Origin of the sequence: Rathayibacter iranicus NCPPB 2253 = VKM Ac-1602 (assembly GCF_003149025.1) — a bacterium.
GTDB classification, from domain to species: domain Bacteria; phylum Actinomycetota; class Actinomycetes; order Actinomycetales; family Microbacteriaceae; genus Rathayibacter; species Rathayibacter iranicus.
Window position 1 is genome coordinate 1 of record NZ_QGDV01000001.1, and the last position, 24,943, is coordinate 24,943.

Consider the following 24,943-nt stretch of genomic DNA (forward strand, 5'->3'; position numbering starts at 1 on the left):
AGATCATACGAACGACAGGGGGCACACGATCATGCCGAGCCCAGCAGGCCACCCACCAGAACCACTTCCCAGCGGGCATGAACAAAGTAACGGGGGCGAGAACCACATCTTGGAGAAGGGGGATGCCGTGCTATACCGGTCGGCGAGCCTGATCTCGACCGCGAGCACCGTTCCCGTGGCGGTCATCGAGATTGAGCTCGGGAAGGGATCAGGCGGTCGAATAGCTCCCCAGCTGCTCAACGATTCCTCTTTCGTCCCCCGGACTGTCAGGGCCGTTCGATTGCTCTCTGTACTCGTCAACGAGATCCTCGCTGGTCTCGACGAGTCGGGCCGGCGTATGAGCCGACGGTTCGTCGTCGCCGTCGAGGCTCTCGCCGCCGATCTTCTCGAGGACACCGATCACGATCTGCCCGCACGGATCAGCCCGTCTGATCGGCGTCTCGTCGTCGATGCTCGGCGGATGATCCGGTGCGAGCTGGACGACAGGGGACTCTCGATCGCGACTCTCGCGACTGCAATATCTGTCACGGAGCGGCGTCTGCAAATGGCATTCGCCGCTATCGGCAGCACACCCACGCGGGACATTAGGATGCGGAGGGCTGACGCCGCGGAGGATCTCCTCCGAACCTACTCGCATGTGTCGAGGGCCGACAGGGAGCGGATCGCTCGCCAGGTCGGTCTGCCGAATGCACGCGCGCTCCGTGACCTGTTGGTGGCCTTCGATCGGCCGGTCCCGGGCAGCTGACCCGCGTGACGCCGGGCACATGGCTGGTCCTGTCCTGGGGTCTGGTCTCCCGTTGTACGCCCACGCGCGCGCCTGCCGCGTGCGCGCCGCTGGTCGCGATTCCGGCCGGCTTCGGAACTGACCGAACTGCGGATCCTACGAGCGAATGCGAAGAATATGCGGCGCTCATCGCCATAGCCTTGGTGACAGTGCTTCCTTTGGCGTGCTCACATCGACTCGATCGACAGTTATCGTCGATTGGAGTGGACGCGAGCCTGTCATTGAATCTCACCGAAGCGCGCTTGCAGCACAATAACGGAATCGAGGCACGATGAAGATGAAGAAAAGACGGATATCGGTAGGAGCCTTGCCTGAGTTCGTCATGAGTTCGGCTGCGCTCGTGCTCGGCATCGTCGCGATGTCACCGTCGGCGATGGCGGCGGAGTTGTCGTCTCCTCGTGCGCCATCGACGTCTGTCCAAGCTGTCCCGCAACTCGATCAGGCGACGAGTGATGCTGTGGTCGACTCGCTCGCCGATTCTCCTCTTCCGCGAGAGACGCATACCGAAGGAGGGAAAACTGTTACGAGTTACAATTTGGGTGGTGGGATCACCATCACCACGGTGGTCCCTGTGTTCTCTACCACGTCGCCAGTTGGCGCAGTTTCTTTTCTCAGTGGAGGGTGGGACGTGACCGGACCTTACTTGGATTTGAATAGAGTAGACCAAGGTGTAGTGGCATCGGGCGGCGCTGGGGGATTGGCTGTGGGGTTGTGCGCGATTCCGGGCGTGGGAGTCCCTCTCTGCGCGAGTGCCACGGCGGTCCTTGCAGCAGCAGCGGCTTACATCGCAAGTAATGGCTTGTGTGGCGACGAGATGCGCATCCACCTTCAGCAGCTCGGATACCCGGAATGCGTGTCGTCATGAAGCCGCCGCTGCAAATAAGGCAGGGGGTGACTGCGGGTGTTGTTGTCGCCGCGGTGACGATCACTGTCATGTCCATCACGAAGGGATTCTCTCTGTGGGAGACGCTCGGCGTTGCGACCGGATGCTGTGTGATCATCTCCGCTCTTTATCTGCTGATGAGTGCCGTCAATCGTCGGCGGAGGAGCGGCGGAGAGTGACCTCCTCGGGCATCGTGCGCCTCGTTCGATCCGAGACCTGTTACAGGGCTGAGGCCGTCGGCGGCCCGCCCTCAGCCCCAGCTGGCGTCTGGCAGCAGCGCCGGGCAGTCGCCGCCGGGTGTCGTGGCGAGTTCGAAGTGCCAGATCTCGTTCGCGTAGATCTGGCAGAGCCCGTAGTCGGCACCGTGTTGCGTCAGCCAGCTGTCCGCGTCGGTGTGGCCGATGTCGATGGCGTCGCCCGAAACGTGCTGAGACGTGGTGACGGATGCGACCAGACGGCTCGCCGCCTCCTCGCTGCCCTGGGTGCGGACGGCGTCATCGAACAAAGCCCGTTGGTAGCGCTCGCTGCGCCAGCCACTCGTGACCACGAAGGAGACGTCATCGGCCTGCGCGTCGGTCGCGGCGGCCTGCATCGCCGTGCGGAGAGCAGGGCGGAGTCGCGCGATCGCGGGAAGGTCGTCGTCGAACGGAGAGATCGGTGCGGCGTCGTCGACGAATCCGTCCTCCACGCCAGGCTCACCGACAGGGACGAGCGCAGCCAGCGGTGAATTGTTCCGCTGCGTCGTCGCGGCGACTGACACTGCTCCAATCACGGCGACGAGGAGCACGACCACCAGGCCGATCACGGCGGCGAGAGTGCGGCGGCGTCGGGCGAGGGACGCGGTGGTAGCAAACGTCGAGTACATGCTCTGAGCACACCAGGGTGGCTGTTGCAGGAGCGTCGGCCGATTTCGCGACGCTCACCATATCTCCGGTGCCGCCGATCAGGGCCGCGCCTGGTGCGCGTCAGCCGCGCGGCCCGCGGGCCAGGAGCGCGTGCAGCAGCGGCAGCACCGAGACGCCCATCAGCAGCGCGCCGAACCCGCCGTCTTCCGACCGCACGACGGCTCCCGCGACCAGCAGACCCGCGAAGAGCACGGCCGAGACGACGCGGCGGATCGTGCCCTCAATCCGTGTCAGGCGGCGCTCGATTGTCGGCACCGTAACGGCGAGCGTGCCGTCCTCGAGCCGGTCGGTCAGCTCGTCCAGCTTGCGCGGCAGGCGCCAGAGCAGGCCGAGCGTGTCGACCGCCTGTCGGCCGACGTCCTGGACGACGGAGCCTCGCTCCTCCTGGATCAGCTGTTGCGCGTAGGGCTCGACCGAATCCCAGAGGTTGAAGGCCGGGTCGAGCGCGCTGCACACGCCCGAAGTCAGCGACATGGCGCGGATCACGAGCAGGAAATTCTCGGGCAGCTGGAACGGGAGCGAGCGCACGACGTCGCCGAACTGCACGGCGAAGTCGCGGAACTCGCGCGGATCCACCTCCCGCAGCTCCGCGAAGCCCATCCCGCCGAACCGCGCGAAGAGCTGCGTCATCGCCCGTTCTAGCTCGCGAGAGTCGGCGGAGGGGAGCAAGACGCCGACCGCACGAGCCGCGTCGACGAGCCCCTTGCCATCGCGGGAGGCCGCGGCAATGAGCATCCGGCGCAGGCCCGCCCTCGTGCTCGGCGGCACCTCGCCCATCATCCCGAAGTCGATGAAAGTGAGCCGCCACGGCAGTTCGGCACCGGGCGTCGGAGTGACGAACACGTTGCCGGGGTGTGGATCGGCGTGGAAGTAGCCGTTCGTGAACAGCTGATCGAACATCACGGCGGCGAAGACCGGAGCAACGTCGCGCGGGTCGATGCCGGCCGCCCACAGCGCATCGTGGTCGGTGATCTTGATCGCCGTGACGTCCTCGAGCGTGAGGACCTTGCCTGTCGAGCGCTCCCACACCACGTCGGGAACCGCGACCCGGGCGTCGTCCGCGAAGACGGTGGCGAAGCGGACGGAGTTGGCCGCCTCCTGGAGGTAGTCGATTTCCTCGAGGCTCGTCACCGCGAATTCCTCGACCAGCGCGGGCGCATCGACGCGGTCGGAGACGAGTCGCACGTGGCTGAGCCAGCCGCCAACCCGGCGCAGTGCGGCGAGATCGACCTCGACGACCGCGTCGATCCCGGGTCGCTGGACCTTGATGATCGCGGTCGCGTGCCCGGTGTCGGCGGCGTCCGCTGGCGAAAGGAGCGCGCGGTGCGCCTGGCCGAGTGAGGCGGCGGCGACCGGTGACTCCTCCACGCCGGCGTAGGCGCGCTCGAGCGGCATCCCGAGTTCGGCTTCGGCCAGCGAGCGGATGCGCGGGAACGGCACGGGCGGTACCTCGTCTTGCAGTCCCTCGAGTTCGCGGGTGATCTCGGGCGGGAGGACGTCGAGGCGCGACGACATGAACTGGCCGACTTTGATCATCAGACCGCCTAGCTCGACCGCCAGCACGTGGAAGCTGCGGGCGAACCGTTTCATCCGGCCCGGTCGCGTACGCAGGGCGATGCGGGAGAGGCCGATGCGCGGCAGGAGCAGGTCGAAGAGCCAGGTCACCGCGAGATGCCATGCGGCGAAGCGGAGAATCCGGCGGTAGCGCCGCCGGTCCTCCCGTGCCCGGCCGCCCGCAGCGTCCGGGCTGACCGAGGTCACCCGGCTCAGTCCTGCGCGAGGATCGCGTAGAGGCGGCGACGCACGTCCTCGAGTTCGGCCACGGCCTTGCGGATCTGTTCGGGGGAGCCCGAGCGTCCGACCTGCGCCGCGGCCTGGGCGAGTTCGATGCCTGCCTTGGGCAGCGCCCCGAAGTCGACGTGGTCGGAGTCGTTCCAGGGCACCGAGGTACCCGACTCGGCGACCTGCGCGCGGCCGGCTTCGGTCAACGAGTAGGTCTTGCGGCCGTTCTGCTCGTCGGCCGAGATCAGGCCCTCGTCGGCCAGCAGTTGCAGCGTCGGATACACGGAGCCGGGGCTCGGCTTCCAGTCGCCGCCGCTGCGCTCCTCGATCTCGCGGATGATCTGGTAGCCGTGCATCGGCTGCTCGGCGAGGAGCGCGAGCACTGCCGCGCGCACGTCGCCGCGGCCGACGCGGGAGCCGACGCGCTTCTCCAGGCGGGAGCGGGCCTGCTCCATCGCGCGCCAGATGCTCTCAATGGGGTTGGCGGTGCCGAACGCACCGGTGGACGAACCGTTCATGATGACCTCCTGTTTCTCCCGAACGATACTCAGCGATATGGGCGCCGACTGTGAACGACTGCTCTTCCTCGATGGCGGCCAGATCAACGGTCGCCCCGCTGCTGATGCGGACCCAGGTGCGACGCACTCCCCGTCGATCATCCCTCGTGCGCCACTTTTTGGACGGACTCTGCCATAAGCAGAGCCCTGTCAGGTGACCGAGTACTGTGACGACCCGCACTCACCTTGAGGAGATTTTTTATGAGTAGTGGTTCGCAACCTGTTGTCGGCACAGCCGACCCGAGAGATACACGGATGGCCCCTCGAGACCGGTGGCGGCTGACCGTCCTCATGGGCGTGACGTTCATGCTTGCGGTCGACTTCTCGGTACTGAACGTCGCACTTCCTGACATCGGCGTTGATCTTCGGATCCCGCTGAACGATCTTCAGTGGGTCGTTACTGCATTTACCCTGCCCGCCGCAGGCCTCGGCCTGTTCTTCGGGCGTCTCGGCGATCTCGCCGGACGCAGAGGCGTGCTCCTCGCGGCGATGCTGCTCCTTGCTGCCGGTTCCGTCCTTGGAGCGGTTGCGACAGAAGCATGGGTCCTCATTGTCGCTCGTGTCCTCCAGGGTCTCGCGACGGCCGCCGCGGCTCCGACTGCCCTCGCTCTTCTCACCACGACTTTCAAGGAAGGCCCCGTGCGCGACCGCGCTCTGGGTCTCAACGGCGCACTCCTCTCTGCTGGTTTCGCGACCGGGGCGCTACTCGGTGGTGCGCTCACCTCGTCCCTCTCGTGGAGGGCCGCGTTCTGGATCAATGTGCCGGTCGCTGTTTTCGTCCTCGTGTTCGCTCCGTTCCTTTTCCCAGAATCGCGTCCGGCGGTCAAGACGAGGCTCGACTTTGCAGGAGCACTCTCGATCACTCTCAGCCTGTCCTGTTTCGTGCTCGGGGTGTCCAGTGCTGCGATCGGCGGGTTCGGTGATCCAGGTGCTCTGATGCTCTTCGCTGCCGCGCTCATTCTCGTTGTCCTGTTTGCGCTCATTGAGCTGCGCGGCTCTCACCCCCTTGTCCCTCTTGCCGTTCTCAAGCGCAAGAACGTGCGGTGGGGGAACCTCGGTGGGCTGACAACGTTCGGGATGATGTCGTCGTTCACCTATCTGACGACACTGTTCCTGCAACTCGTTCTCGGCCTCGATCCCGTGATAACGGGTGCTGTTATCGCAATCATCGGCATCGTCGCGGTCGTCGGTGCGCTCTTCGTACCACGATTGATCGGCGCCGTCGGCCAGGTTCGGGTCTTGGTCGGAGGACTCGTCGTTCAGGGCGCGGGAACGGTCATCGTTGCCCTCGCAGGCGATCATTCAGGGTCGATCCTCATTATTTGCCTCGGTCTGGCTGTGGCCACGCTGGGTCATATCGCGAGCATCATCGCTTATACCGTCACGGCCACCTCGGGTCTTCCCGACGGTGAGCAAGGACTCGCGACGGGTTTGACGTCGACCAGTCAGCAGGTCGCACTCGCGCTGGGAACACCCGTGCTTGCGGCGGCGGTCACCGTCATCGCCTCGGCAGAGGGGCTGGGCTCGGCGGCGACCTCGGGGACCGCTCTCAGCGGCGCGATGCTTCTCAACGCGGCCGTCTGCATCGCGATCGCTGTCCTCGTGCTCATCGGCTTCCTTCGGACCGGGAAGTCGCAGGCGTGAAGACCGGAGGTCTCCGCGATCGCCGTCGCACTCAATGGGTGTCCGCGGCGCACTCCTTGTCGACCCGAGGAGTGAGGGCGATCTGGCGTGAGATGGGATTCGTCGCCGTGTGGGGCAGGTCCGGCGCAGACGCCGAACCGCGCTCGATGGCCTTAGCCTTGGCAGGGCTTCTGCCCGTTGCCACAAGTGGTCGGCTCTCCCTCGCGCGGCTGGCCACGGGAGCACCGGTGGTCAGGGGTACGAGCGCCCTCACTGTCAGCTTCAGTCGCGCCCCGGGCATGTGGGCCTTCGCACTTGGGCGTCAGCCGATCGGCGTGGACATCGAACGAGAGCGACAACGTCCGATGGAGTCAGCGACTCACGGTGGCGTTTTCTGTAGCAGAGGGGAAATTGCCGCCGTCGAGGCTTTACCTCCGCACGTGCGCGGTACCGCACTTCTCAGTATCTGGGCGCTGAAAGAAGCGGCTGCAAAGGCCCGCGGACACGGACTATCTTCTGATTTCCCGACGTGGACGGCATGGCCCACAGAACGGGCCACCATCCCTCGAATCGACCGCTCATTTGCGCGGGACCTCACGCCATCTACCGTCGTCGCCGTCGCTGTCGGCACAGAAGAGTAGCTATTCAAGATGAAAGGACGACATGCCATGTCACACATCGATCAGAACGACTTCCCGCGCCGCCGCATAGGATTGGGGTGCATGGGTCTGAGCTGGGCGTATGAGGACAGAACTCTTCAGCGTTCTCATAAGATAAATTTCTTACGCGAAGCCGTTAACCTCGGCGTCTCATTCTTCGATACGTCGGACCAATACGGCCCATTCACGAACGAGACCTTGATTGGAGATGCGCTGAGCCCATACCGAGACCAGGTGCGAATCGCCACAAAAGGTGGTCTCGTCGTCACTGAGAAAGGTGAGACGCGACGGAACGGTTCGCCGAAGCATCTTGTCGACGCGTTCCATTCCAGCCTCACTCGGCTTCGCACGTCGTACATCGACCTGTATCAACTTCACAGAGTCGACCCGGACGTTTCACTCGAACACAGTTGGGAAGCGCTTGCTGGGCTGGCGGCGGACGGGCAGGCCCTCTCGCTGGGCCTCTCGGAAGTAGGCGTCGATGAGATCGAGCGGGCCGCACGTATTCATCCAGTCTCCTCGGTTCAGTCCGAACTGTCCCTGTGGAGTCGCGGAGCCCTGGACGAAGTGGTTCCCTACTGCAAGGAAAAGGGGATCGAGTTTATCGCCTTCTCCCCGCTCGGACGAGGTTATTTGACCGGTGCAGTCGTGTCGCCGGAAGACCTGGCGAACCACGATTGGAGAAGGAACCACCCCCGATTCCAAAAAAGCTCAATGGATGCTAACGCCGGCATCGTCGAGACCATTCGCGCCTGCGCAGAATCTCTTGGGTACACAGCAGCACAGGTCGCTCTGGCGTGGGTACTCGCTCAAGGAGACCACATAACGATCATCCCCGGAAGCCAGCGCAAAGCGCATTTGGAGGAGAATCTTCTTGCAGAAGAGGTCGATCTCGGGGACCAGTGGAGCGGAGTACTCAACGCTCTTCCTCCGGCATCGGGAGCACGGAATTGACTCTGGCACAAGAGACAACACTGTCTGGGAGAGATCCCTCCGATCGTAGCGTCTCCGCACAATTCGCCCATCGACACACCATCGGTGAGATATTCCTCGTCGGCCAGGTCGTCAAGCAGGGCGATCTCTTTATCTCAACCGGTCAGGTTCCTCGAAGCAATCTCTATTTCAATGACCATCTGGGCCGCGAATCAGGTGCCGATCCGCTGGTGCTGATCGAGATGGTTCGCCAGACCGCGTCCTGCATCGCTCATGAATACTTCAGCGTGCCGCTCAATTACAAATTTGTGCTCAATCGGCTCGATTTTGACATCAATGAAATAAGTGCCGATCAGCTAGGAGAGAGACGAACCGTCACCTTGGTGTCGCGCCCGTCTATCGAACGTCATCGACGTGGCATCCCCCTCGCCGTGAGCATGGATGTCGATCTCGTCCACAACGGGATGACCATTGGCCGAGTTTCTTACGATACCACCTTCCTCTCACCTTCTGTGTATTCCGCCCTGAGAGAGAGTTCTGTGATCCGCGGGGGCGTGAGCGAGCCCGCTGTGGAACCTACTGCAGTGAATCAGATCCTTGCGCGGTCGGTCGGACGCCTCAACCCCGTGAACATCGTCATCAGTGACCCGACGATCACCGGTGCCGACACCCTCGAGTGTGTGGTCGAGCCGCACTTTTCCAACCCGAGCATGTTCGAGCACGGACAGGACCACGTGCCGGGAATGGTCATTCTCGAGGCTGCGCGCCAGGCTGCGGCGCTCCAAGTAGGAGTATCGCCGCGCCTGCTGTCGGGGACCCTCGTCTTCCACCGGTTCATCGAGACCGACGTGGTGGTCAGGCTGCGTTCGCTGCTCTCTCGCAACGACGAAGACCGCCGTTTTTTTCACGGTGATGTTCGCGACTCTGACGGGGAGATTCTCACGGAATACAGGATAGCGGTGCGAGAAGAAGGGGAGGCCTGCTAGTGGCGAGCACAGTCCCTCCGATGACTATTGCGGCGCTGGCCACGTATCTACCCACGTCGGTAGAACTCGCCGAAGATGCGGAGGCGAGGGGAGTGCTTCCGAGCAAGAATCGGAGCGCCTGTGGCGTCTCTCAGGTACCGGTTGAGCACGACCTGAGTGCGCCGGACATGGCTATTCGGGCGTGCACTGATGCCCTCACCGGAGCGAGAGTCCGTCCGGAAGATGTCTCGGCAATTTTCTACGCGTCAACCTTCTTCCAGGGGGCGAGCTTTTGGTCGCCGGCCCACTACATCGCACAGAGTATTGGCGCGACGAATGCAATACCTATCGGTATTTCCGCTATGTGTAATGGTAGTGGCACCGCTCTTGATCTTACGCAGCGATATCTTGCAACATCAGCTCCAGATGCAATGGTCATTGTCTGCACCGCTGACCGCTTTCCTGACGCGTCCTTCGATCGATGGGGCGGGGACTACGGCGTCATATATGGGGATGGTGCAACAGCTGGCCTCTTTGGTGGTCCGGCACGCCGACGTCCGTTCATGCGGGTTCTGGCGTCGCAGACAATTGCACTGTCAGAATTAGAAAGCATGCACCGACCGGCGGATGGGTTGTACGGCTCGGTGAGCGACGAGCCTGTGCCACATCTCGTTCGGCCACACAAGCGGGCGTTCCTTGCTCGTCATGGAAAGGAATCACTCTCACAACATTTCGCTTCCGCTCTTCGGTCGCTTATTCCGAAGATTCACGCTCAGATCGACCTGCCCGTCGGCGACCCGGCGGTCTCGCAAGTTTATGTACCGCGGGTTGGGGCCGACACAATAGATAGTGCTTATCGTCCTGTGCTAGAGGAAGAGTTCGGTCTCTCCATACGTCATCTGGCCGCTCAGACCGGCCACCTAGGAGCGGGCGACACGATCGCCAACCTTTCGGAGTCCGAAAAGGACGATGACAACGATTCGGTGAGGCTCTTTTTGAGTGTCGGCGCCGGGTTTACTCTGACGCTTATCGCAGCGGAGTCTGTCCAGTGAGGGCGGCGCGACGGCAAGTGGTCGTCGTCGGGGCTGGTCCGGTGGGGTTGGCGATATCGATCGATCTCGCATTGCGTGGTGTGGAGGTCACGGTGCTCGACCGACGAGAAGGTGGTGGTGTGCAGAGCAAAGCTACCACGATCTGGCCGCGGCAGCTCGAATTGCTTGATCGACTGGGCGTCGCGGGTGCGATCCTGGAAGCAGGCCATCGATTATCGCGCATCACTCTGAACACCTCCCGCCGCTCTTTTGCGGCGTTCGATTTCGGTCGGATCGATACAACGTCATATCCATTCGGGATCGGTCTTGCTCAACCCATTACTGAGCGGATTCTGGAGAGTCGAGCCGTCGAGGTCGGCGTGCAGGTTCTCAGGCAGGTCGAGGTCGTCGATGTCAGTCAGGACGTACACGGTGTCTCGCTCCGATGTCTCCACAAGGGAAACGTCGTGAGAGAGATGACCGCCGACTGGGTCGTGGCCGCTGATGGCGCTCATAGTCATATTCGGGATCGCAGTGGCATACGTCTGATGAGGTCTGGCGGCGCGATCCGATTCGCAATCACGGATGTCCCCATAGACGCCAGCCTGAACGAAGCTGATGTTGCCTACTACTACGGGCGCGACGGCGCCCTCGCGCTCGTCCCTTTCGGCGCCTCACGGTTCAGAATTGCTGTGGGCGTTCCTCCCGAGACTCGGATCGCGCCGGGAAGAGAGGATTTCGTTCGTCTCCTTCGTGCGAGGGCAGGCGTCCGGACCGATCTGCGCGATTTTGCTCACTCTTCGGTATTTGACGTGCGTTGTGGGCATGCCGAGCACTTCCGGAAGCGACGCGTGTTTCTTGCTGGTGATGCGGCCCACACGGTGAGTCCCGCTGGCGGACAAGGAATGAACACGGGCTTGCAGGATGCCGCGAATCTCGCATGGAAGCTCGCTGAAGTGATCTCCGGATCGGCGCCGGACGGCTTACTGGACAGTTACGAACGAGAGCGAATGCACGATTATCGGGAGAGCGCGCGGCGAAGCACCTACTTGACGCAACTCGGGCTTGTTGACCGGCGCGTCCGGCGAACGTCTCTCCGAGTCTTATACTCGGTCGGCTCTCGAATACCGTGCGTCGCCGACCGCATGGCTGCTGGATTCGGGCAACTGGATACGTCCTACCCGACATCTGCACGCGGCTCGCTTTCTGGTCGAAGATTTCCGACGCGGTTCCCCCTGGCCGATGACGGTTCGCCGACGCCATACGTCGTGGATCCGCTACGAGGTGGTGTGGTTGATTGGCGAGGTCGGTTCAGCCGGTCTGTGAACCCGCCGCAGGAGGACGCAAGTGTTCTGTACGGAAGTGTCCTGTACGGAGGCGATGTATCACTCGGAGTTCGTCGCCGTCTCGGCGCGCTTCCTCGATTGTTAACTGTTCGCCCCGACGGCCACGTCGAGCGTATCACCACTCGGAGGACGAGAGATAATTCATGTATGCACTCCTGACCGGAATCGGACAAGCGCTTCCTGAGAATATCGTGACTAACGACGATCTAGCACGGACGTTCGATACGTCTGATGAGTGGATTGTTCAGCGCACTGGTATTTCTCGACGTCGCCACAGTAGGACGGAGTCGACAAGCGACCTGGCCGTGCGAGCTGGGCGGGCGGCGCTTCACAAGGCTGATCGCGATCGTGTCGACATGATCATTCTCGCGACGACGACTCCAGACTATCCGTGCCCAGGCACGGCTCCTGCTGTAGCGACAGGGCTGGGAATGACGGGCGTCCCCGCGTTCGACATTTCAGCGGTCTGTAGCGGTTTTGTGTATGCGCTTTCCGTCGGCTCCTCGCTCGTCGAGACAGGGAGGTTTGCGTCTGTCCTTATCATTGGAGCGGAAACTTTTAGTACGATTCTTGATCCTACGGATCGCACGACAGCTGCAATCTTTGGAGACGGAGCGGGGGCGGTAGTCCTCGAGCGGACTCATGAGTTGCAACCGGGGGTCGTCGGGAAGAGCATCCTGGGAAGCGACGGCGGCAAGGCGGACCTGATTCGGATTCCCGGCGGCGGTTCGGCAGCAGCACTATCGGGTGTGCCTGCGAGTCCGTTCTTTCACATGCAAGGAACGGCCGTCTTTTTGGATGCCGTCACTCGAATGGAAGAGGCGGTGCGCGCCGTGGTGTCTGCGCAAGGCTGGGCTTTGGGAGATCTTGACGCTCTCGTTCCGCACCAGGCGAATGCTCGAATTACTGCGGCGTTGGCCAAGAAACTTGGGCTCGACTCAGCGGTTGCGGTGACGAATATTGCTGAGGTCGGAAATACGTCCGCTGCCTCTATACCTCTCGTCCTGGCGCAGGCTGAGCGTGAGGAGCGATTGCGAGCGGGTGACCGTATGGTTCTCGCTGCCTATGGTGGAGGAACTACCTGGGGTGCCGTCGCGCTGACCTGGCCACAATTATCCACATAAAAACAAGAAAGTACAAATAATGACCGATGTGCTACTAGCTCTCAAACGAATCATTTCAACCTATTCCGATCTGCCTAGTGAACGAGTGGGCGAAGCCTCGACATTGGCGGAGTTGGATGTGGATTCTATTTTCGCCGTGGAGCTCATTCTCGAGATTGAGCAACTCTTCGGCGTGCGTCTATCGCTGGATGAGATCGTTGCCGACGAAACGCTGGGGATGCTGGCCGATCGAATCATCAATCACTCATGAGTGAAGTTCGAGCAAATTGGTCGCAGCGTAAGGCGGCGTTCTTTGACGTCGATGAGACCATCGTTTCTGTAAAAAGCATGCGCGAATTTCTGAACTACTTTCATGATATGCGGGGCGACGTTCCTGTGTGGGATGAGTTCGTTGGTTCTCTGCCGCTCAACGCGCCGAGAGAGTTGGTTAATGCGTCGTATTACTCTCTGTGGAAGGGTCTGTCTCGTCGGCAGGTGCGATTCGCGGGCCAGGAGTGGTTCACGACGGCCTCCCGGGGTGAGGGATTTTACATCGAGCCCGTTGTGGCGGAGATCGACGAACTTCGATCCAAAGGATTCGAGATCGTGCTGGTTTCGGGTTCATTCGATGTGGTGCTTGATCCTCTAGCGAAGGAACTTCGAGCTGACCATGTTCTCTGTTCAGAGATGACATTCGTCGGTGATACGTACTCGGGTTCCGTAGCGCGAGCAATGATTGGTCCGGCGAAGTCGGACGCCATCCTCGCGTACTGTGCTGAACGCCGAATAGACCCGGCCGAGTGCATTGCCTTCGGCGATCATCCGACCGATCTGGCGATGCTCGAGAGTGTGGGGACAGGCGTATGGGTGCGTGAAGGCGGGCGCAAAGAGTTTCATCGAAGTTCGGCGAGGATTGGGTGAGTACCGAATTCGTATCACAGAGTTTCGGAGCGGGGTTCGACACGAACGCATACGTGCTCTTTGCGTCGGAGAGTCGCGACGCGGTGATCGTGGATCCAGGCAAAGGCAGCCGAGAGTGGTGTACGGCGATGAGCCGCGGCTTGGGGCTAACTGTGCACGCCGTGTTGCTGACACACGGTCACATGGATCACTCGTGGGATGCGCAACCGATCGCCGACCTGATGGAGGTGCCGGTGTTCGTCGGCGAAAAGGACCAGCAGATGCTGGTGGAGCCGGAGGCTGGTCTTCCTGCCGATTTCCCGCCAAGCGTGCTTCGCGGATACCCCCGGGTGATGCCGAGCGTTGTGCGCGACGCGATGAGTTCGCGCGTGACAGCAGGTGAGCTTCGCGTGGAGTCCGTTGCTGCGCCTGGTCATACTGCTGGCTCGCAGGTGTTCTTATTCGGCGAGGGAAGCGAACTGATGTGCACTGGCGACGCGTATCTCGGGTCGGCGCCTGCGCGGGCGATTCAGCCGACAGGAGACTCCCGCGCACTGGCGCGGTCGATCCGGCTCGTGCGCCGCTTGGTCGACCACGCGGACGTCGTGCTTCCTGGTCACGGGCCGGCGACGTGGCTCCGTGGGACACCTCGGCCAGAAAGCCCGCTCCTGACGGGGTGACGGCCGAGCGTCAGGTGCTGTCCATCGACGGCCCGCGGGTCAGAGTGCTGCGAGCAAGGTTTCGCACGCCTGCTCGCAGCGGCGGCAGGTCACAGCGCAGATCCGGCAGTGCTCGTGCATGCTCGCGTGCTGCTCGCACTGTCGGGCACAGGCGCGGCACGCGAGCAGGCACGCCTCGACCAGCGCGCGAACGGCGGCCGAGCCGGGGGCGCCGCGGCGCGAGAGCACTGCCCCGGTCACTCCGCAGACATCCGCGCAGTCGAGGTCGGTGCGGATGCATGCCACCAGGTGAGCCACCGATTCTTCGCTGAGGCAGGAGTCGGCGCACGCCGTGCAGACTTGCGCGCACTCGAAACACACGTCGATGCAGGCGGTGAGGATGTCCGGATCGACGCCGGTCCGCTCCTCCGGGTGCGTCCTGATTATGTCGCTGGTGCTGGTCATCGCCCGTTCCTCTCGTCGTGGTTTCCGGTGGTCGATCCGGCCAGGGCGACGCTACCGAGCCTCCGCTACCGCCGGGAGGTCTGGCGACGAGTGCGGTCGAGTGGTACTCCGGGTACTCCGCGGCATCTCGGAGGTCAGCCGACCGGGTGGAGCAGCACCCGCGTGCCCGTCGTCTGGCCTGCCTCGATCCGCGAGAGGACTGTGGCCGCCTCTGCGAGGGGCGCCGTGCCCTCGATGGAGCAGATTGGAGCGCAGGACTCTGTTACCCGCCGTGGCGCAACCTCACGCTTTCGTGAGCAGATGGTCGATCGCGCGCTGGAGTAACTGCCGCAGTTGTACCTGTTCGGAGGGAGTGAACTGGCCGGCGAGTTCCTCCTCGACGGCCTTCGCCGCCGCATCCGCCTCGGTCACGAGACTCGTTCCTGCTGCCGTGATCCGAGTGATGAGCACGCGGCGGTGCAGGGGTGACGTTTCGCGGCGAATGAGTCGCTTCGACTCGAGATTGCCGATGATCGTCGCCATCGTCTGCGGAGCGACCATCGCCGACCGAGCGAGCTGGGCGGCGGACTGATCCGGTGTGAGGTGCACGGCGAGGAGTGTGGCGTACTGCGGCACCGTCAATCCGAAAGGCCGCAGGGCACGACTCTTCGCGGCTACGAGGACCTGTTCAGCGGCCTTGATGGAGGAGCCGAGTCGATCGGAGACGGACTGTGCGCTCGTCGCCTGAGAGGGAGGTGGCATGGAGGCTCCTTGGGTGAGTGACCGACTCCCGCACTGTACTGCCGTGGTCTGTGCCGTGCTGCCGTGATCCAACGTGCTGCTTCGCGTGATCCGACGTGCTGTACTGCCGTCGTCTGGCCGTCGGCGTCCCAGAGCGCGCCCGCGTCTGCGCCCACCCCGAGAGGGGGACGCCCGGCCCTTCTCGCCACGGGCGTTCGGCGCGGACGCTACGGTCGTCGCAGTAACGCGCCAGGACCGGCGTTGCGACGGGGTGAAGGGAACGCGGGGACGGTCGAGCGCCCAGCCGCACGACGACACGGCCGTCGCTGTGACGTGGCGGTGAGCGGATGATCCGCCCGCCTGCCTTGCCCTCCCGACCTCTCCGAGAAGGACGCCGTAGTGACGATCACGACCGAGACGATCGAGCCGGACATCACCATTTTAAACGTCGGGGATCGGCTCACCGCCTCCTCCGCGCAGGAGCTGCGTGCCGCCGTTCGCCGCGCGGTCGACGCGGGCAGCCCGCGTATCGTCGTCGAGCTGAGCGAGGTGCGGGTCATGGATTCGTCGGGCCTCGGCGCCCTGGTCAGTGCGCTGAAGATCGCGCGCCAGGCCGGCGGGGACCTGCGGATCGCGTCGCCCAGCCGGCAGGTTGCGATGGCTCTCACGCTCTCGAACCTCGACCGACTGCTCGTCGGCTTCGACTGTGCTGCGGCCGCCTACCGCGAGTGAGCGCATCCTGGATGCGGTGCCGCCTTCGAAGCAGTCAGTGGATGGTGTGCGCGATGATGACCGCCGCCGCACGAGCCAGATCCTCGGCGACGCCGCCCAGGCTCGGCGACGCCTCCAGAACCTGGGCGCTCACCTCGTCGTAGCGTTCGTCGACCTGTGCGAGCAGGAGTGTGCCGGAGTCGGTGAGGCGCAGGAGCACGCTGCGGCGGTCGTGCGGATTGGCGACGCGGTCGACGTATCCGGCGGTCGCGAGACGGTCGAGCAGGGCGGTGACGGCTCCAGTGGAGAGCGAGAGTTCGAGGCCGAGCCACTTCGGTGTGAGGTCGGGGGATTCGCCGAGGACCTCGAGCGCGGTGAGTTCGGAGATGCCGACGCCGACGGCGGTCGCCGTGCTCGCGCGTAGATGCTGCTGGGCGTTCTCGAGCAGGCGGAGGGCGTGCCGCAACTGCACAGCGGGCGCGTCGTCGTCTCTTTCGTGCCGGGTGGGCTTCTCGGGGGTCATCGGGCCTTCTCGGGGTTAGCGGTTCCGTCATCGTACGGGCCGCCGGTGCGTCCTCGGAGCGGGCAGCAAAACCACGACTGGCGTGTAGCTTTGTTATCAAGTAACTTGTCTATCAATCGAGTTCCTGCCCACCCGGAGTGCGCAGCAGTTCACCGTCACGTCCCATCAGGAGCCCAGCCATGTCGAACCACGTCTCCCCAAAGCGTAAGCGCGTCCGCTTCGCTGCCCTTCCTCTCGCCACCAGCATCTCAGCAGCCGCTCTCCTCGCCGTCTCGATGTCTGGAACGCTGTCCGGCTTCGTCGCGGGACTCTCCAACGCGGGCAATGCCGCCGCGTCCGGTTCGCTGGTGATGGAGGAGAAGACGACCGGTTCCAACCCGGTCACCTGCGTCAGCACCGACGGCGGCTCGCTCAGCACCAATACCGCTACCTGCTCGACGATCAACGAGTTCGGCGGATCGACCACGATGGTTCCCGGGCAGACGGTCTCCACCGCTGTCACCCTCAAGAATGTCGGCACCGCCGCCGCCCGCACGTTCACGTTGGCTCCTGGCGCGGTCTGCGAGCAGAGCGCCAACGTTGCGTCTGTCGGCTCGGGCGCAGCGACCGACTTCTGCGACAAGGTGAAGGTGTCGATCTCGTCCGGATCGTCCACCGTCTTCGCCGGTACCGCCGCGAGCCTCGCCGGGTCGGCCGTCAAGAAACTGAACACCACGCCGGTCGCCCCCGGCACGAGCACGCCGTTCACGATCGACGTGACTCTCGATCAATCGGCGACCAACGCCTATCAGGGTCTGTCCGCCTCGGTTCCGCTCACCTGGACCTTCACGAGCTGATCCTCTTCTCCGCTCGGAACGGCCCTACTCGCACCGCGCGGGAGCAGCTGGAGACAATGACCCTCATCACCGTCGCCCCCCGGCTGGAGGAGCTACAGGACGAGACGCGCAGCCGCCATCGCGTCCCCCTCGGCACCGTCCTCCGCTGGGGGGCGACCGCTCTGCTGATCGCGCTGGCGAGCGCGGCGCTGCTCTTCCACCTTTCGGGAGGCCGCTGGTTCGTCGTCGAGACGCCCTCGATGGGAGCCGCGGCGCCCGTCGGTTCACTAGTCCTCACAGAGCCGACCGCGATCGAAGACGTCCGGGTCGGCGACGTCGTGAGCTTTCAGCCCGCCGGGGTGCCAGACGCGACCTACACTCACCGGGTCGTCGCCGTGAATGACGACGGCACGCTCAGCACTCGGGGCGATGTCAACCGCTCGGCCGACCCGTGGGCCACGGGTTCCGACCAGCTCGTCGGAGTCGTCACCGCGACCTTCCCGGTCGTCGGCTGGTTCCTGCGGGCCCTGCCGATGCTGCTCGTCGGCTCGCTCGTCATCTGGCTGCCGACCCGCGGCCTCACCCCCTCCACGCAGCGGGCCGCGACTCGGATCCTCGGACTCTCGCTCGTCGTCTCCTTCACCGTCTTCGTGCTGCGACCGCTGGTGGGGATCGTCGTCCTCGAGGCAGCGGTGGACGGGATGACGACGACTGCGACGCTCGTCTCGACCGGGGTCCTCCCGATCCAAGTCAGCGCCGAGGGCGCCGATCCTGTCGACCTGACCTCAGGAGAGGTCGGACGGATGCAGATTCCGACGCACGACAGCGGAGGTGACGCAGACACGTACGCCCTCTCCTCCGCGCTGCACCTGCCGTTCTGGGGGTGGGTCGTCTACGTGCTCGTCTGTGCGCTGCCGGTGCTGTACACGCTGGTCGTGGGGCTGCCCGCGGAGCCGGAGTGCACCGAAGTGCACCGGTGGAACGAAGGGTCGGACGGAACTCCGGGCGTGTCGCCCGGTGGCGGACTGCCTGCTGGTGGCCTGCCCGTGGACGGCCTGCTCGTGATTGCGCGCGTCGACGGCCCGGCCGGTGCGAAATCGCTCGAGACGGAGAGGGAGGCGTGAGCGGGCATCGCCACCGCAGCGTCCCCGTCGGCGCGACGCTCGCCGTCGCCGTGCTGGCGAGCGTCCTGGTCGCCGTTCCGGCCACCTCGGGCGCTTTCACCGCCTCGATGCGGAACCCGAACAATACGGTGGGCAGCGCAGCCTTCTTCACGTGTGAATCCGCCGCCGCGGACGACGACGCGCGTGCCCTCTTCTCGTACACGCTCGCGCAGCCCAGCGGCGCGACGGACGCTCCGGACACCGCCTCGGGCGCTGAGCCCGGCACCTATCGGTCGACCGGCGAGGCACAGTCCCCCATGGTCAGCTCGGACGCGACGCCGCGGGCCTGCCCACGCGACCCCGGCGGCGCGTGGATCCTGAACGGCACGGATCAGTACCTGAGCACGCCGCGGTCGATGATGGGGCCGAGCGTCAGCACGGAGATCTGGTTTGCGACCACGGTGGCCGGCGGCACGCTCGTCAGCTTCAGCACTGGAGCGACAGCGCCCGAAGACCAGTACGCCCGGCACACCTCCATCGGCGCCGACGGTCACCTGGTATTCGGTGTTGATGACGGCGAAGCCGTGACGATAACGAGCCCGCAGGCCGTCGATGACGGCGACTGGCATCACGTCGTCTCGACGCTGTCTCCGACGTCGGGCCTCGCGCTCTGGCTCGACGGTGTGCTCGTCGCGTCGAATACCGACCCCCGCACGTCCGAGGCCTTCGTCGGCACCTGGACGATTGGCTATGACGTTCTCGGCGGCGTCTGGCCCAACGTGGGCGCGGCGCACTTCTCCGGCAGCCTCCGCTTCGCGACGATCTACTCGACACTCCTGACGCCGACGCAGATCCGGAGTCACTACGTGGCGGGCCGCTGACGGTCGGGGACTCGGCGTTCGCAACCGAGGTTCAGAGCCCTGATTCCGTGTCTTTAGGCGCGATTGCGCATTCTCAGCCTCGGTAACGAACACCTCGCCGACGTGAAGGGGCGTCCCGGCGCGGGATGCCCCTTCACGACCGCTCGATTCGGGGTTCGGCGGTGGTCAGAATCCGGCACTGTCGCCGGCCGACCGCGACAGCCCGACGAGCGCGCTGGCTCCTCAGCCGATAAGTTCGGCGGTGGCGTAGCCGAAGGTGATGCCGCCCGAGTCGGCCTCCTCGACACCCGCGTAGGCGAATCCGAACGGGTTGTCGCCGCCCACGATGGCGTTGTAGACGCCAGTGAACTGGAAGCGGCCGGTCGCCTGATTGACCGTCGTGTAGCGGCCCGCGTCGCGGCGGAGGTCGACGCGTCCCGGGCTAGGGTCGGAGAAGTTGATGAACACCCTGGTGGGCAGAGACCCGCGGGAAACCGTAATGAGCCCGGTCAGGGGAGTGAACTTGACGCGGTCGTTGGCTCGCGTACCGCGGTACTGATTGGGGTCGAAGACGATTGTTCCGGTGGCCGTCGCCGATGCTGCGGCGGCGGCTGGAGTGGCGAGTGCGACGCCGACGGCCGGGACGCTCCATACGGCACCGGCGAGGATGGTGCGTCGGCGCAGGGTGCGCAGGGGTTCGGTCGGAGTGGAGTCGGTCTGCGTGGACTCTGCGATCTTGTCGTTCATGGAAAATCCTCTTGTCGTGCGGGAGGGATCGGTCGATCCGCTGAAGTAATCCGGGCTCTTCCAGTGTGGAAGTCTCGACCCACAAATTGGGCGCACGAGGCCGTGCCAGCCTCCCCCGTCAGGGGGGTCAGTATGTGCGGCGAGCAGGACCTATAAGGATCGGCGAAGGACGCTCGATCTGTACCGAGGTGAAGAACGTGCCGGTCAGGCTGTCGAGTTGCCACGCTCGACGGCGGCCGTCATTCCACGTCGACAGTGGTACCACCCGCGAGTGTCCAAAAGTTGTCGCACTTGGCGCCGAGTGCGACAACTTTTGGACTTTCGAGGCTCGGGAGAGGCGCGGCGATCACGCGAGCTCCAGCGTCACGGTCGCGAACGAGTGCGGTGGGAGCGTCACGCGCAGGCCCGTCGCGGTGGTCTCGATACCGTCCAGGGTCACCGGGCTCACCTCGTCGGCGGCGCCCGGGCGGTTATGGGCATCGGGCCGGTCGGCGGTGAGGAGGTGGCCGGTCGCTGCGGCGATGCTCCCGCCGCGGACGTCGAGGGCAATCTCGAGCGGTGCGTCCAGGTCGACGTTGGTCAGCGAGACGAGCACGCGCCCGTCCTTCGTCGAGGCCGAGGCGGAGGAGACAGGAATCTCGCGACCGCCGACCGCGTGGGTGGGACCTGCGACCGTGGTCGGTAGCACGGTCGCGTCGTGGTGCCCCTTGTTCATCTCGAACACGTGATAAGTCGGGGTGCGGACCATTTCGCCGCCATCCGGGTCGGTCAGCAGCATCGCCTGGAGTACGTTCACCGTCTGCGCGATGTTCGCCATCCTCAGCCGGTCAGCGAAGCCGTGGAAGACGTCGAAGTGCCAGGCCGCGACCATCGCGTCGCGAATGGTGTTCTGCTGGAACAGGAACCCCGGGTGCGTGCCCGGCTCCACATCCCACCAGGTGCCCCACTCGTCCAGCACCATCCCGTACTTCTTCTCGGGGTCGTGCACGTCCATCACCGCGGCGTGTGAGCGCAGCAACTCCTCAATCCCCTGGGCGGCGACGATCGTGCTCCAGTAGGCGTCCGCGTCGAAGTCGGTGGCGCTGCCCTTCGCATTCCAGGAGCCGCCGATCGTGTAGTAGTGCACCGAGACCGACTCCCAGGGCACGGAGGAGAACGGGTGCCCCTCCATCTCGGGGATCACTTCCATCAGCGTCTGCGTCCAGTGCGTGTCGGCGCCGTCGGCTCCGGCCGCCACACGGTAGAGCGGAGTGTCGTTGCCGCTCTGCACAAAGGTTCCGAACTGCCGCGCGAGGTCGGCGTAGGCGCCGGCCCGCATGTTGCCGCCGCAGCCCCACGTCTCGTTGCCCAGGCCCCAGAAGCGGACTGTCCACGGTTCCTCCCGGCCGTGGGAGCGGCGGAGGTCGGCCATCGGCGACTGTCCGGCACCGGTGAGGTACTCGGCCCAGTCGGCCATTTCCTGCACTGTCCCCGAGCCGATGTTGCCCGAAATGTAGGCGTCGGCGCCCAAGAGTTCGCAGAGGGCCATGAATTCGTGGGTGCCGAAGGAGTTGTCCTCCGCGACTCCGCCCCACTGTGTGTTGATGAGGCCGGGGCGCTGCTCGCGCGGCCCGATGCCGTTGGTCCAGTGGTAGCGGTCGGCGAAGCAGCCGCCGGGCCAGCGGAGGTTAGGGATGTCGAGGGCGCGCAGGGCTTCCACCACGTCGAGGCGGATCCCGCCCTCGTGAGGGATGGGTGAGTCCTCGCCGACCCAGAAGCCGTCGTAGATACACCGGCCGAGATGCTCGGCGAAGTGGCCGTAGAGGTGGCGGCTGATGGTGGCGCCGGGGCGGTCGAGGTCGACGGTAATGGTGCTGTGCACGGAGGACTCCAGTGTTCTCGGGGGTGGTCGGGTTGTCGGACGGCCCCGTCGGGACCGTCTCGCCATCGAGCGACACACCGGTCGCGACGGGCCGCGGTGACCATCCGCAGCGTGGCGGTGCACCCGGAGACCGGGCAGGCCCGCCTCGCCGACGCTGTATTCGGGGGAGTATCGACGGCTCGTCGGCCACGTCAGATCCCCCGTCAATCGACATGGATCACCCGGGGTGAATTCATATCTCTCTTCCTATCGTCCCTCGTGACCTGAGTACAGTGAGAGATCTCGATCAGCGACGAATGCCGACCCTTCCCACGCTGTCGGGGACCCGCCTTGAACGCTGGTTATTCGACTCCCGCCGCCTCAACCGCGCCTCTCTCGTCTCGCTCGACGACGATGCGCTGCTGCGCAACTTCGGGCGCAGCCCCGAGGACGACGTCGAGCCGCAGGACCTGCGGCGCGGTTCAGTGGCCTGTGCGCAGTCTCTCAGGCGCCGCGGGTGGTCGGATGACCGTTCCTTCCGTCGGGGTGCTCCTGATATGTTGCGTGGAACTTCAAATCAGCCGTCCGGGCGTCCCCAAGGGCTCATCCGCGGCGTCGACCCGAGTGAGGACACGCAATGACGCGACCGATCACCCTGTTCACCGGCCAGTGGGCCGACCTTGAGTTCGAGGAGGTGGCGCGTCTCGCGGGGGAGTGGGGTTACGACGGCCTCGAGATCGCCTGCTGGGGCGACCACATCGACGTAGCGCGCTGGGACGACACGGAGTACGTGCAGAGCCGGAAGGACATTCTGGCCGCTCATGGCCTCCAGGTGTTCGCGATCTCGAACCACCTCACCGGCCAGGCGGTCTGTGACGACCCGATCGACGCGCGGCACCGCGACATCCTGAGCGACCGGGTCTGGGGCGACGGCGATCCCGAGGGCGTCCGTCAGCGCGCCGCCCAGGACCTCAAGGACACCGCCCGCTTCGCCGCCGCGCTCGGCGTAACGCAGGTCAACGGCTTTTCCGGCTCGTCGATCTGGAAGGGCGTCGCGATGTTCCCGCCCGCCTCCGACGAGTGGGTCGCCGCCGGCTACCAGGACTTCGCCGACCGCTGGAATCCGATCCTGGACGTCTTCGAGGAGGTCGGCGTGCGCTTCGCCCTTGAGGTGCATCCGAGCGAGATCGCCTACGACTATTGGACCGCCAAGCGCACTCTCGAGGCGATCGGCCATCGCGCATCGTTCGGCTTCAACTTCGACCCGTCGCACTTCGTCTGGCAGCAGCTTGACAGCGTCGCCTTCGTGCTCGACTTCGCCGACCACATCTTCCACGTGCACGTGAAGGAGTCGGTGACGAACCTCGATGGCCGCAACGGCGTCCTCGGCTCACACCTGCCCTGGGCGAACCCGCGCCGCGGCTGGACCTTCGTCTCGACCGGCCACGGCGCGGTTCCGTGGGAGCCGGTCTTCCGCGCGCTCAATGCGATCGGCTACACCGGCCCGACCAGCGTCGAGTGGGAGGACGCGGGCATGGACCGCCTGGACGGGGCGCCCGAAGCGCTGGCCTTCGTGCGGAAGCTGAACGCGATCACGCCGCCGGCCGACGCCTTCGACGCGGCGTTTTCGAGCGCGCGCGACTGACGGCGCTGCGCCTGCGCGGCAGGCAGCTTGCACAACGAAGACTGAGAGGATCCCGGCCCGCGGGCGCCTTTCGGGGCTCCCAATCTTCGTTGTGCAGGCGAACCTGTCTGCAACCGAGGCCGGGACATCCGATCCGGCGCCGTACAGGGCGGATCCGCGCTTCCTACCTCGGTCGCGGACGTCGCTTCCTGAACCGGCTGCACGGGCCCTGCGCACCGGGCGCGCCATAATATGGCGTCTACGACATAGGGAGGCGCGGTGATCGGCACACTCCTTCGAGCTGCTCGCACGAGTCGGGGGCTGACTCAGAAGCAGCTCGCCACACGCTCGCGGCTCGACCAGGCCGGAGTCTCCCGTGCTGAGAGCGGCCGGGACGCCGCGTACAGCACCGTCGAGAGGCTGCTGGCGGGTGCCGGGCATCGGCTCTACTCCGCGCCGACGCACCGTGACGATGCGGCGGAAGCCGCTGTCGGCATCCGCGACAACCTCGCCGCCGGCGATCAGAGGCGGGCGCTCCGCGTCCTCCTGCAACTCAACGACGACCTGGTGGCCGAGCGCGGTCTCGTCCGCGGTGTGCTGGGCCTCGCTCAGCCGGAATCCACGAGGAGCGCGGTGTGGGACGCGGCGCTCGCCGGGCTCGTGGCCTGGCGCCTCGCCGAAGAGCGGGTCCCGCTGCCCGTCTGGGTGGACGACCCCGGACGGCACCTGAAGGAGCCTCGCACGCTCGAGGTCGATCCCGCCGATCCGATCCCGACCGAGTCCGATGTGCCGGAGGAGTTGCTTCGGCGCGGCGTCCTCGTCTGGCGAGACACGTTCGCGAGCGTCTGACGATGGCGACGGCACTCGACAGGAGCGATCTGTTGGCGGGACTCCGCGACCTCGTCGCCCTCCTGCACGAGGCGCGAGAGGAAGCAGGCATCCGCCTTGTGGGTGGAGCGGCGCTCGCCCTGCGCCACTTCGACCGCGCAACGACGCAGGACCTCGACTCGCTCCACCTCCGCCCGGGCCGCGACACGGACGACATCCGGCAGCTGCTGAGTCTGTGCGAGGTCGCGACACTCGACGCCGCCGAGGAGCTGTACGAGGAGTTCTACCCGGGTGATGCGCTGCCCGAGCGAGCTGTCGGGATGGTGGAGCGGATTCTGGCGGCTGGGCTCCCTACGAAGGCGCCATCACCCGGGCCACTCGACCTCGGACCACCGCGGAGCCGTCCGCACAGCGAAGGATGAGCGCTCGGGATCGGGGCTTGGAGCGCCGGTGACGACTCTCAGCCTCCGTTGTGCAGGTCGCGCCAGCCTGCCGCGACCGCAAGAGTGTTCGTAACCGAGGCGGAGAGCGCGGATTCGGGGCTTATGCGGCGCGATCGGCGCTCTCAACCTCGATT

Annotated in this window: 27 protein-coding genes; 19 read left to right on the forward strand and 8 right to left on the reverse strand. The window is 65.0% G+C overall.

Translation table 11 applies throughout. The features are described 5' to 3' along the window. Positions 1–109 precede the first annotated feature (109 nt). Together B0H03_RS00005 and B0H03_RS00010 are read left to right on the forward strand one after the other, a co-directional pair. The gene (locus B0H03_RS00005) at positions 110–745 is read left to right on the forward strand and encodes a helix-turn-helix domain-containing protein (RefSeq protein ID WP_127844059.1); all 636 of its coding nucleotides are present in this window, start codon (positions 110–112) and stop codon (positions 743–745) included. Positions 746–1,645: 900 nt separating this feature from the next. Continuing rightward, complete coding sequence (locus B0H03_RS00010) at positions 1,646–1,846, forward strand: hypothetical protein (protein WP_127844060.1); 201 nt, start codon at positions 1,646–1,648, stop codon at positions 1,844–1,846. 71 nt (positions 1,847–1,917) lie between these two features. Here B0H03_RS00010 and B0H03_RS00015 read toward each other — a convergent pair whose 3' ends face one another. The 3 genes from B0H03_RS00015 to B0H03_RS00025 all read right to left on the reverse strand — a co-directional run bounded on the left by B0H03_RS00015 (position 1,918) and on the right by B0H03_RS00025 (position 4,872). Continuing rightward, positions 1,918–2,532: a D-alanyl-D-alanine carboxypeptidase family protein gene (locus B0H03_RS00015; protein ID WP_104266088.1), complete on the reverse strand. Its 615-nt coding sequence runs from the start codon at positions 2,530–2,532 to the stop codon at positions 1,918–1,920. 100 nt (positions 2,533–2,632) lie between these two features. Beyond that, positions 2,633–4,333: an ABC1 kinase family protein gene (locus B0H03_RS00020; protein WP_104266089.1), complete on the reverse strand. Its 1,701-nt coding sequence runs from the start codon at positions 4,331–4,333 to the stop codon at positions 2,633–2,635. A gap of 5 nt (positions 4,334–4,338) precedes the next feature. Beyond that, a complete protein-coding gene (locus tag B0H03_RS00025; RefSeq protein ID WP_104266090.1) occupies positions 4,339–4,872 on the reverse strand; it encodes a PadR family transcriptional regulator in 534 nt (177 codons plus the stop codon). Positions 4,873–5,166: 294 nt separating this feature from the next. Here B0H03_RS00025 and B0H03_RS00030 point away from each other — a divergent pair, with 294 nt between their 5' ends. The 10 genes from B0H03_RS00030 to B0H03_RS00075 all read left to right on the forward strand — a co-directional run bounded on the left by B0H03_RS00030 (position 5,167) and on the right by B0H03_RS00075 (position 14,151). Beyond that, positions 5,167–6,555: an MFS transporter gene (locus tag B0H03_RS00030; RefSeq protein ID WP_160487182.1), complete on the forward strand. Its 1,389-nt coding sequence runs from the start codon at positions 5,167–5,169 to the stop codon at positions 6,553–6,555. Positions 6,556–6,833: 278 nt separating this feature from the next. Beyond that, positions 6,834–7,175: a 4'-phosphopantetheinyl transferase family protein gene (locus tag B0H03_RS17360; RefSeq protein ID WP_419956880.1), complete on the forward strand. Its 342-nt coding sequence runs from the start codon at positions 6,834–6,836 to the stop codon at positions 7,173–7,175. A gap of 27 nt (positions 7,176–7,202) precedes the next feature. Further along, entirely contained in the window at positions 7,203–8,147 is a 945-nt protein-coding gene (locus B0H03_RS00040) for an aldo/keto reductase (RefSeq protein ID WP_104266093.1), read from the forward strand. Further along, a complete protein-coding gene (locus B0H03_RS00045; protein WP_160487184.1) occupies positions 8,144–9,112 on the forward strand; it encodes an AfsA-related hotdog domain-containing protein in 969 nt (322 codons plus the stop codon). Before B0H03_RS00040 ends, B0H03_RS00045 begins: the two co-directional genes overlap by 4 nt. 20 nt (positions 9,113–9,132) lie before the next feature. After that, on the forward strand, positions 9,133–10,143 hold the full coding sequence (locus B0H03_RS00050; protein WP_127844061.1) for a ketoacyl-ACP synthase III family protein: 1,011 nt from the start codon (positions 9,133–9,135) through the stop codon (positions 10,141–10,143). A 17-nt stretch (positions 10,144–10,160) separates the two neighbouring features. Continuing rightward, entirely contained in the window at positions 10,161–11,627 is a 1,467-nt protein-coding gene (locus B0H03_RS17305; protein WP_337189949.1) for an FAD-dependent oxidoreductase, read from the forward strand. Beyond that, the gene (locus B0H03_RS00060) at positions 11,612–12,592 is read left to right on the forward strand and encodes a beta-ketoacyl-ACP synthase III (RefSeq protein WP_104266097.1); all 981 of its coding nucleotides are present in this window, start codon (positions 11,612–11,614) and stop codon (positions 12,590–12,592) included. Before B0H03_RS17305 ends, B0H03_RS00060 begins: the two co-directional genes overlap by 16 nt. A 19-nt stretch (positions 12,593–12,611) precedes the next feature. Then, positions 12,612–12,842, forward strand: coding sequence for an acyl carrier protein (locus B0H03_RS00065; RefSeq protein WP_104266098.1), 231 nt, complete (start codon positions 12,612–12,614; stop codon positions 12,840–12,842). Further along, complete coding sequence (locus tag B0H03_RS00070; protein ID WP_104266099.1) at positions 12,839–13,492, forward strand: HAD family hydrolase; 654 nt, start codon at positions 12,839–12,841, stop codon at positions 13,490–13,492. Before B0H03_RS00065 ends, B0H03_RS00070 begins: the two co-directional genes overlap by 4 nt. Next, positions 13,489–14,151: an MBL fold metallo-hydrolase gene (locus B0H03_RS00075; protein ID WP_104354033.1), complete on the forward strand. Its 663-nt coding sequence runs from the start codon at positions 13,489–13,491 to the stop codon at positions 14,149–14,151. The genes B0H03_RS00070 and B0H03_RS00075 overlap by 4 nt, the downstream gene beginning before the upstream one ends. 39 nt (positions 14,152–14,190) lie before the next feature. Here the strand turns inward: B0H03_RS00075 and B0H03_RS00080 are convergent, their stop codons facing one another. After that, positions 14,191–14,595: a four-helix bundle copper-binding protein gene (locus B0H03_RS00080; RefSeq protein WP_104266101.1), complete on the reverse strand. Its 405-nt coding sequence runs from the start codon at positions 14,593–14,595 to the stop codon at positions 14,191–14,193. Between the two features lie 282 nt (positions 14,596–14,877). Beyond that, complete coding sequence (locus B0H03_RS00085; protein WP_104266102.1) at positions 14,878–15,336, reverse strand: MarR family winged helix-turn-helix transcriptional regulator; 459 nt, start codon at positions 15,334–15,336, stop codon at positions 14,878–14,880. A gap of 378 nt (positions 15,337–15,714) precedes the next feature. Here B0H03_RS00085 and B0H03_RS00090 point away from each other — a divergent pair, with 378 nt between their 5' ends. Further along, positions 15,715–16,047: an STAS domain-containing protein gene (locus B0H03_RS00090; protein ID WP_104266103.1), complete on the forward strand. Its 333-nt coding sequence runs from the start codon at positions 15,715–15,717 to the stop codon at positions 16,045–16,047. Positions 16,048–16,081: 34 nt separating this feature from the next. Here B0H03_RS00090 and B0H03_RS00095 read toward each other — a convergent pair whose 3' ends face one another. Then, on the reverse strand, positions 16,082–16,549 hold the full coding sequence (locus tag B0H03_RS00095) for a MarR family winged helix-turn-helix transcriptional regulator (RefSeq protein WP_104266104.1): 468 nt from the start codon (positions 16,547–16,549) through the stop codon (positions 16,082–16,084). 179 nt (positions 16,550–16,728) lie between these two features. On the opposite strand from B0H03_RS00095, the gene B0H03_RS00100 reads away from it, so the two are divergent. The 3 genes from B0H03_RS00100 to B0H03_RS00110 are packed head-to-tail and all read left to right on the forward strand — an operon-like array spanning position 16,729 to position 19,348. Then, positions 16,729–17,385, forward strand: coding sequence for a hypothetical protein (locus tag B0H03_RS00100; protein WP_104266105.1), 657 nt, complete (start codon positions 16,729–16,731; stop codon positions 17,383–17,385). A gap of 56 nt (positions 17,386–17,441) precedes the next feature. Beyond that, the gene (locus B0H03_RS00105) at positions 17,442–18,488 is read left to right on the forward strand and encodes a signal peptidase I (RefSeq protein ID WP_104266106.1); all 1,047 of its coding nucleotides are present in this window, start codon (positions 17,442–17,444) and stop codon (positions 18,486–18,488) included. Beyond that, positions 18,485–19,348 (forward strand): LamG-like jellyroll fold domain-containing protein, encoded by an 864-nt coding sequence (locus B0H03_RS00110; protein WP_104266107.1) that lies wholly within the window; start codon positions 18,485–18,487, stop codon positions 19,346–19,348. Before B0H03_RS00105 ends, B0H03_RS00110 begins: the two co-directional genes overlap by 4 nt. A 222-nt stretch (positions 19,349–19,570) precedes the next feature. On the opposite strand, the gene B0H03_RS00115 is transcribed toward B0H03_RS00110, so the two are convergent. Continuing rightward, on the reverse strand, positions 19,571–20,074 hold the full coding sequence (locus tag B0H03_RS00115; RefSeq protein ID WP_104266108.1) for a hypothetical protein: 504 nt from the start codon (positions 20,072–20,074) through the stop codon (positions 19,571–19,573). A 346-nt stretch (positions 20,075–20,420) separates the two neighbouring features. Further along, on the reverse strand, positions 20,421–21,935 hold the full coding sequence (locus B0H03_RS00120) for an alpha-N-arabinofuranosidase (RefSeq protein WP_337189950.1): 1,515 nt from the start codon (positions 21,933–21,935) through the stop codon (positions 20,421–20,423). A 616-nt stretch (positions 21,936–22,551) separates the two neighbouring features. Here B0H03_RS00120 and B0H03_RS00130 point away from each other — a divergent pair. From B0H03_RS00130 to B0H03_RS00140, 3 genes are all read left to right on the forward strand, one after another. Continuing rightward, entirely contained in the window at positions 22,552–23,559 is a 1,008-nt protein-coding gene (locus tag B0H03_RS00130; protein ID WP_104266111.1) for a sugar phosphate isomerase/epimerase family protein, read from the forward strand. A gap of 258 nt (positions 23,560–23,817) precedes the next feature. After that, positions 23,818–24,387, forward strand: a complete 570-nt coding sequence (locus B0H03_RS00135) for a helix-turn-helix domain-containing protein (protein WP_104266112.1) — start codon at positions 23,818–23,820, stop codon at positions 24,385–24,387. 2 nt (positions 24,388–24,389) lie between these two features. Further along, the gene (locus B0H03_RS00140) at positions 24,390–24,788 is read left to right on the forward strand and encodes a hypothetical protein (protein WP_104266113.1); all 399 of its coding nucleotides are present in this window, start codon (positions 24,390–24,392) and stop codon (positions 24,786–24,788) included. Positions 24,789–24,943: the final 155 nt, after the last annotated feature.

What these genes read in the sequence shown, in the direction of transcription:
- B0H03_RS00015 (WP_104266088.1), bottom strand. Translation starts at nt 2,532, where the DNA reads ATGTACTCGACGTTTGCTACCACCGCGTCCCTCGCCCGACGCCGCCGC.
- B0H03_RS00085 (WP_104266102.1), bottom strand. Translation starts at nt 15,336, where the DNA reads ATGCCACCTCCCTCTCAGGCGACGAGCGCACAGTCCGTCTCCGATCGA.
- B0H03_RS17360 (WP_419956880.1), top strand. Translation starts at nt 6,834, where the DNA reads ATGTGGGCCTTCGCACTTGGGCGTCAGCCGATCGGCGTGGACATCGAA.
- B0H03_RS00080 (WP_104266101.1), bottom strand. Translation starts at nt 14,595, where the DNA reads ATGACCAGCACCAGCGACATAATCAGGACGCACCCGGAGGAGCGGACC.
- B0H03_RS00065 (WP_104266098.1), top strand. Translation starts at nt 12,612, where the DNA reads ATGACCGATGTGCTACTAGCTCTCAAACGAATCATTTCAACCTATTCC.
- B0H03_RS00030 (WP_160487182.1), top strand. Translation starts at nt 5,167, where the DNA reads ATGGCCCCTCGAGACCGGTGGCGGCTGACCGTCCTCATGGGCGTGACG.
- B0H03_RS00105 (WP_104266106.1), top strand. Translation starts at nt 17,442, where the DNA reads ATGACCCTCATCACCGTCGCCCCCCGGCTGGAGGAGCTACAGGACGAG.
- B0H03_RS00050 (WP_127844061.1), top strand. Translation starts at nt 9,133, where the DNA reads ATGACTATTGCGGCGCTGGCCACGTATCTACCCACGTCGGTAGAACTC.
- B0H03_RS00095 (WP_104266104.1), bottom strand. Translation starts at nt 16,549, where the DNA reads ATGACCCCCGAGAAGCCCACCCGGCACGAAAGAGACGACGACGCGCCC.
- B0H03_RS00070 (WP_104266099.1), top strand. Translation starts at nt 12,839, where the DNA reads ATGAGTGAAGTTCGAGCAAATTGGTCGCAGCGTAAGGCGGCGTTCTTT.
- B0H03_RS00140 (WP_104266113.1), top strand. Translation starts at nt 24,390, where the DNA reads ATGGCGACGGCACTCGACAGGAGCGATCTGTTGGCGGGACTCCGCGAC.
- B0H03_RS00060 (WP_104266097.1), top strand. Translation starts at nt 11,612, where the DNA reads ATGTATGCACTCCTGACCGGAATCGGACAAGCGCTTCCTGAGAATATC.
- B0H03_RS00115 (WP_104266108.1), bottom strand. Translation starts at nt 20,074, where the DNA reads ATGAACGACAAGATCGCAGAGTCCACGCAGACCGACTCCACTCCGACC.
- B0H03_RS00100 (WP_104266105.1), top strand. Translation starts at nt 16,729, where the DNA reads ATGTCGAACCACGTCTCCCCAAAGCGTAAGCGCGTCCGCTTCGCTGCC.
- B0H03_RS00040 (WP_104266093.1), top strand. Translation starts at nt 7,203, where the DNA reads ATGTCACACATCGATCAGAACGACTTCCCGCGCCGCCGCATAGGATTG.
- B0H03_RS00010 (WP_127844060.1), top strand. Translation starts at nt 1,646, where the DNA reads ATGAAGCCGCCGCTGCAAATAAGGCAGGGGGTGACTGCGGGTGTTGTT.
- B0H03_RS00130 (WP_104266111.1), top strand. Translation starts at nt 22,552, where the DNA reads ATGACGCGACCGATCACCCTGTTCACCGGCCAGTGGGCCGACCTTGAG.
- B0H03_RS00025 (WP_104266090.1), bottom strand. Translation starts at nt 4,872, where the DNA reads ATGAACGGTTCGTCCACCGGTGCGTTCGGCACCGCCAACCCCATTGAG.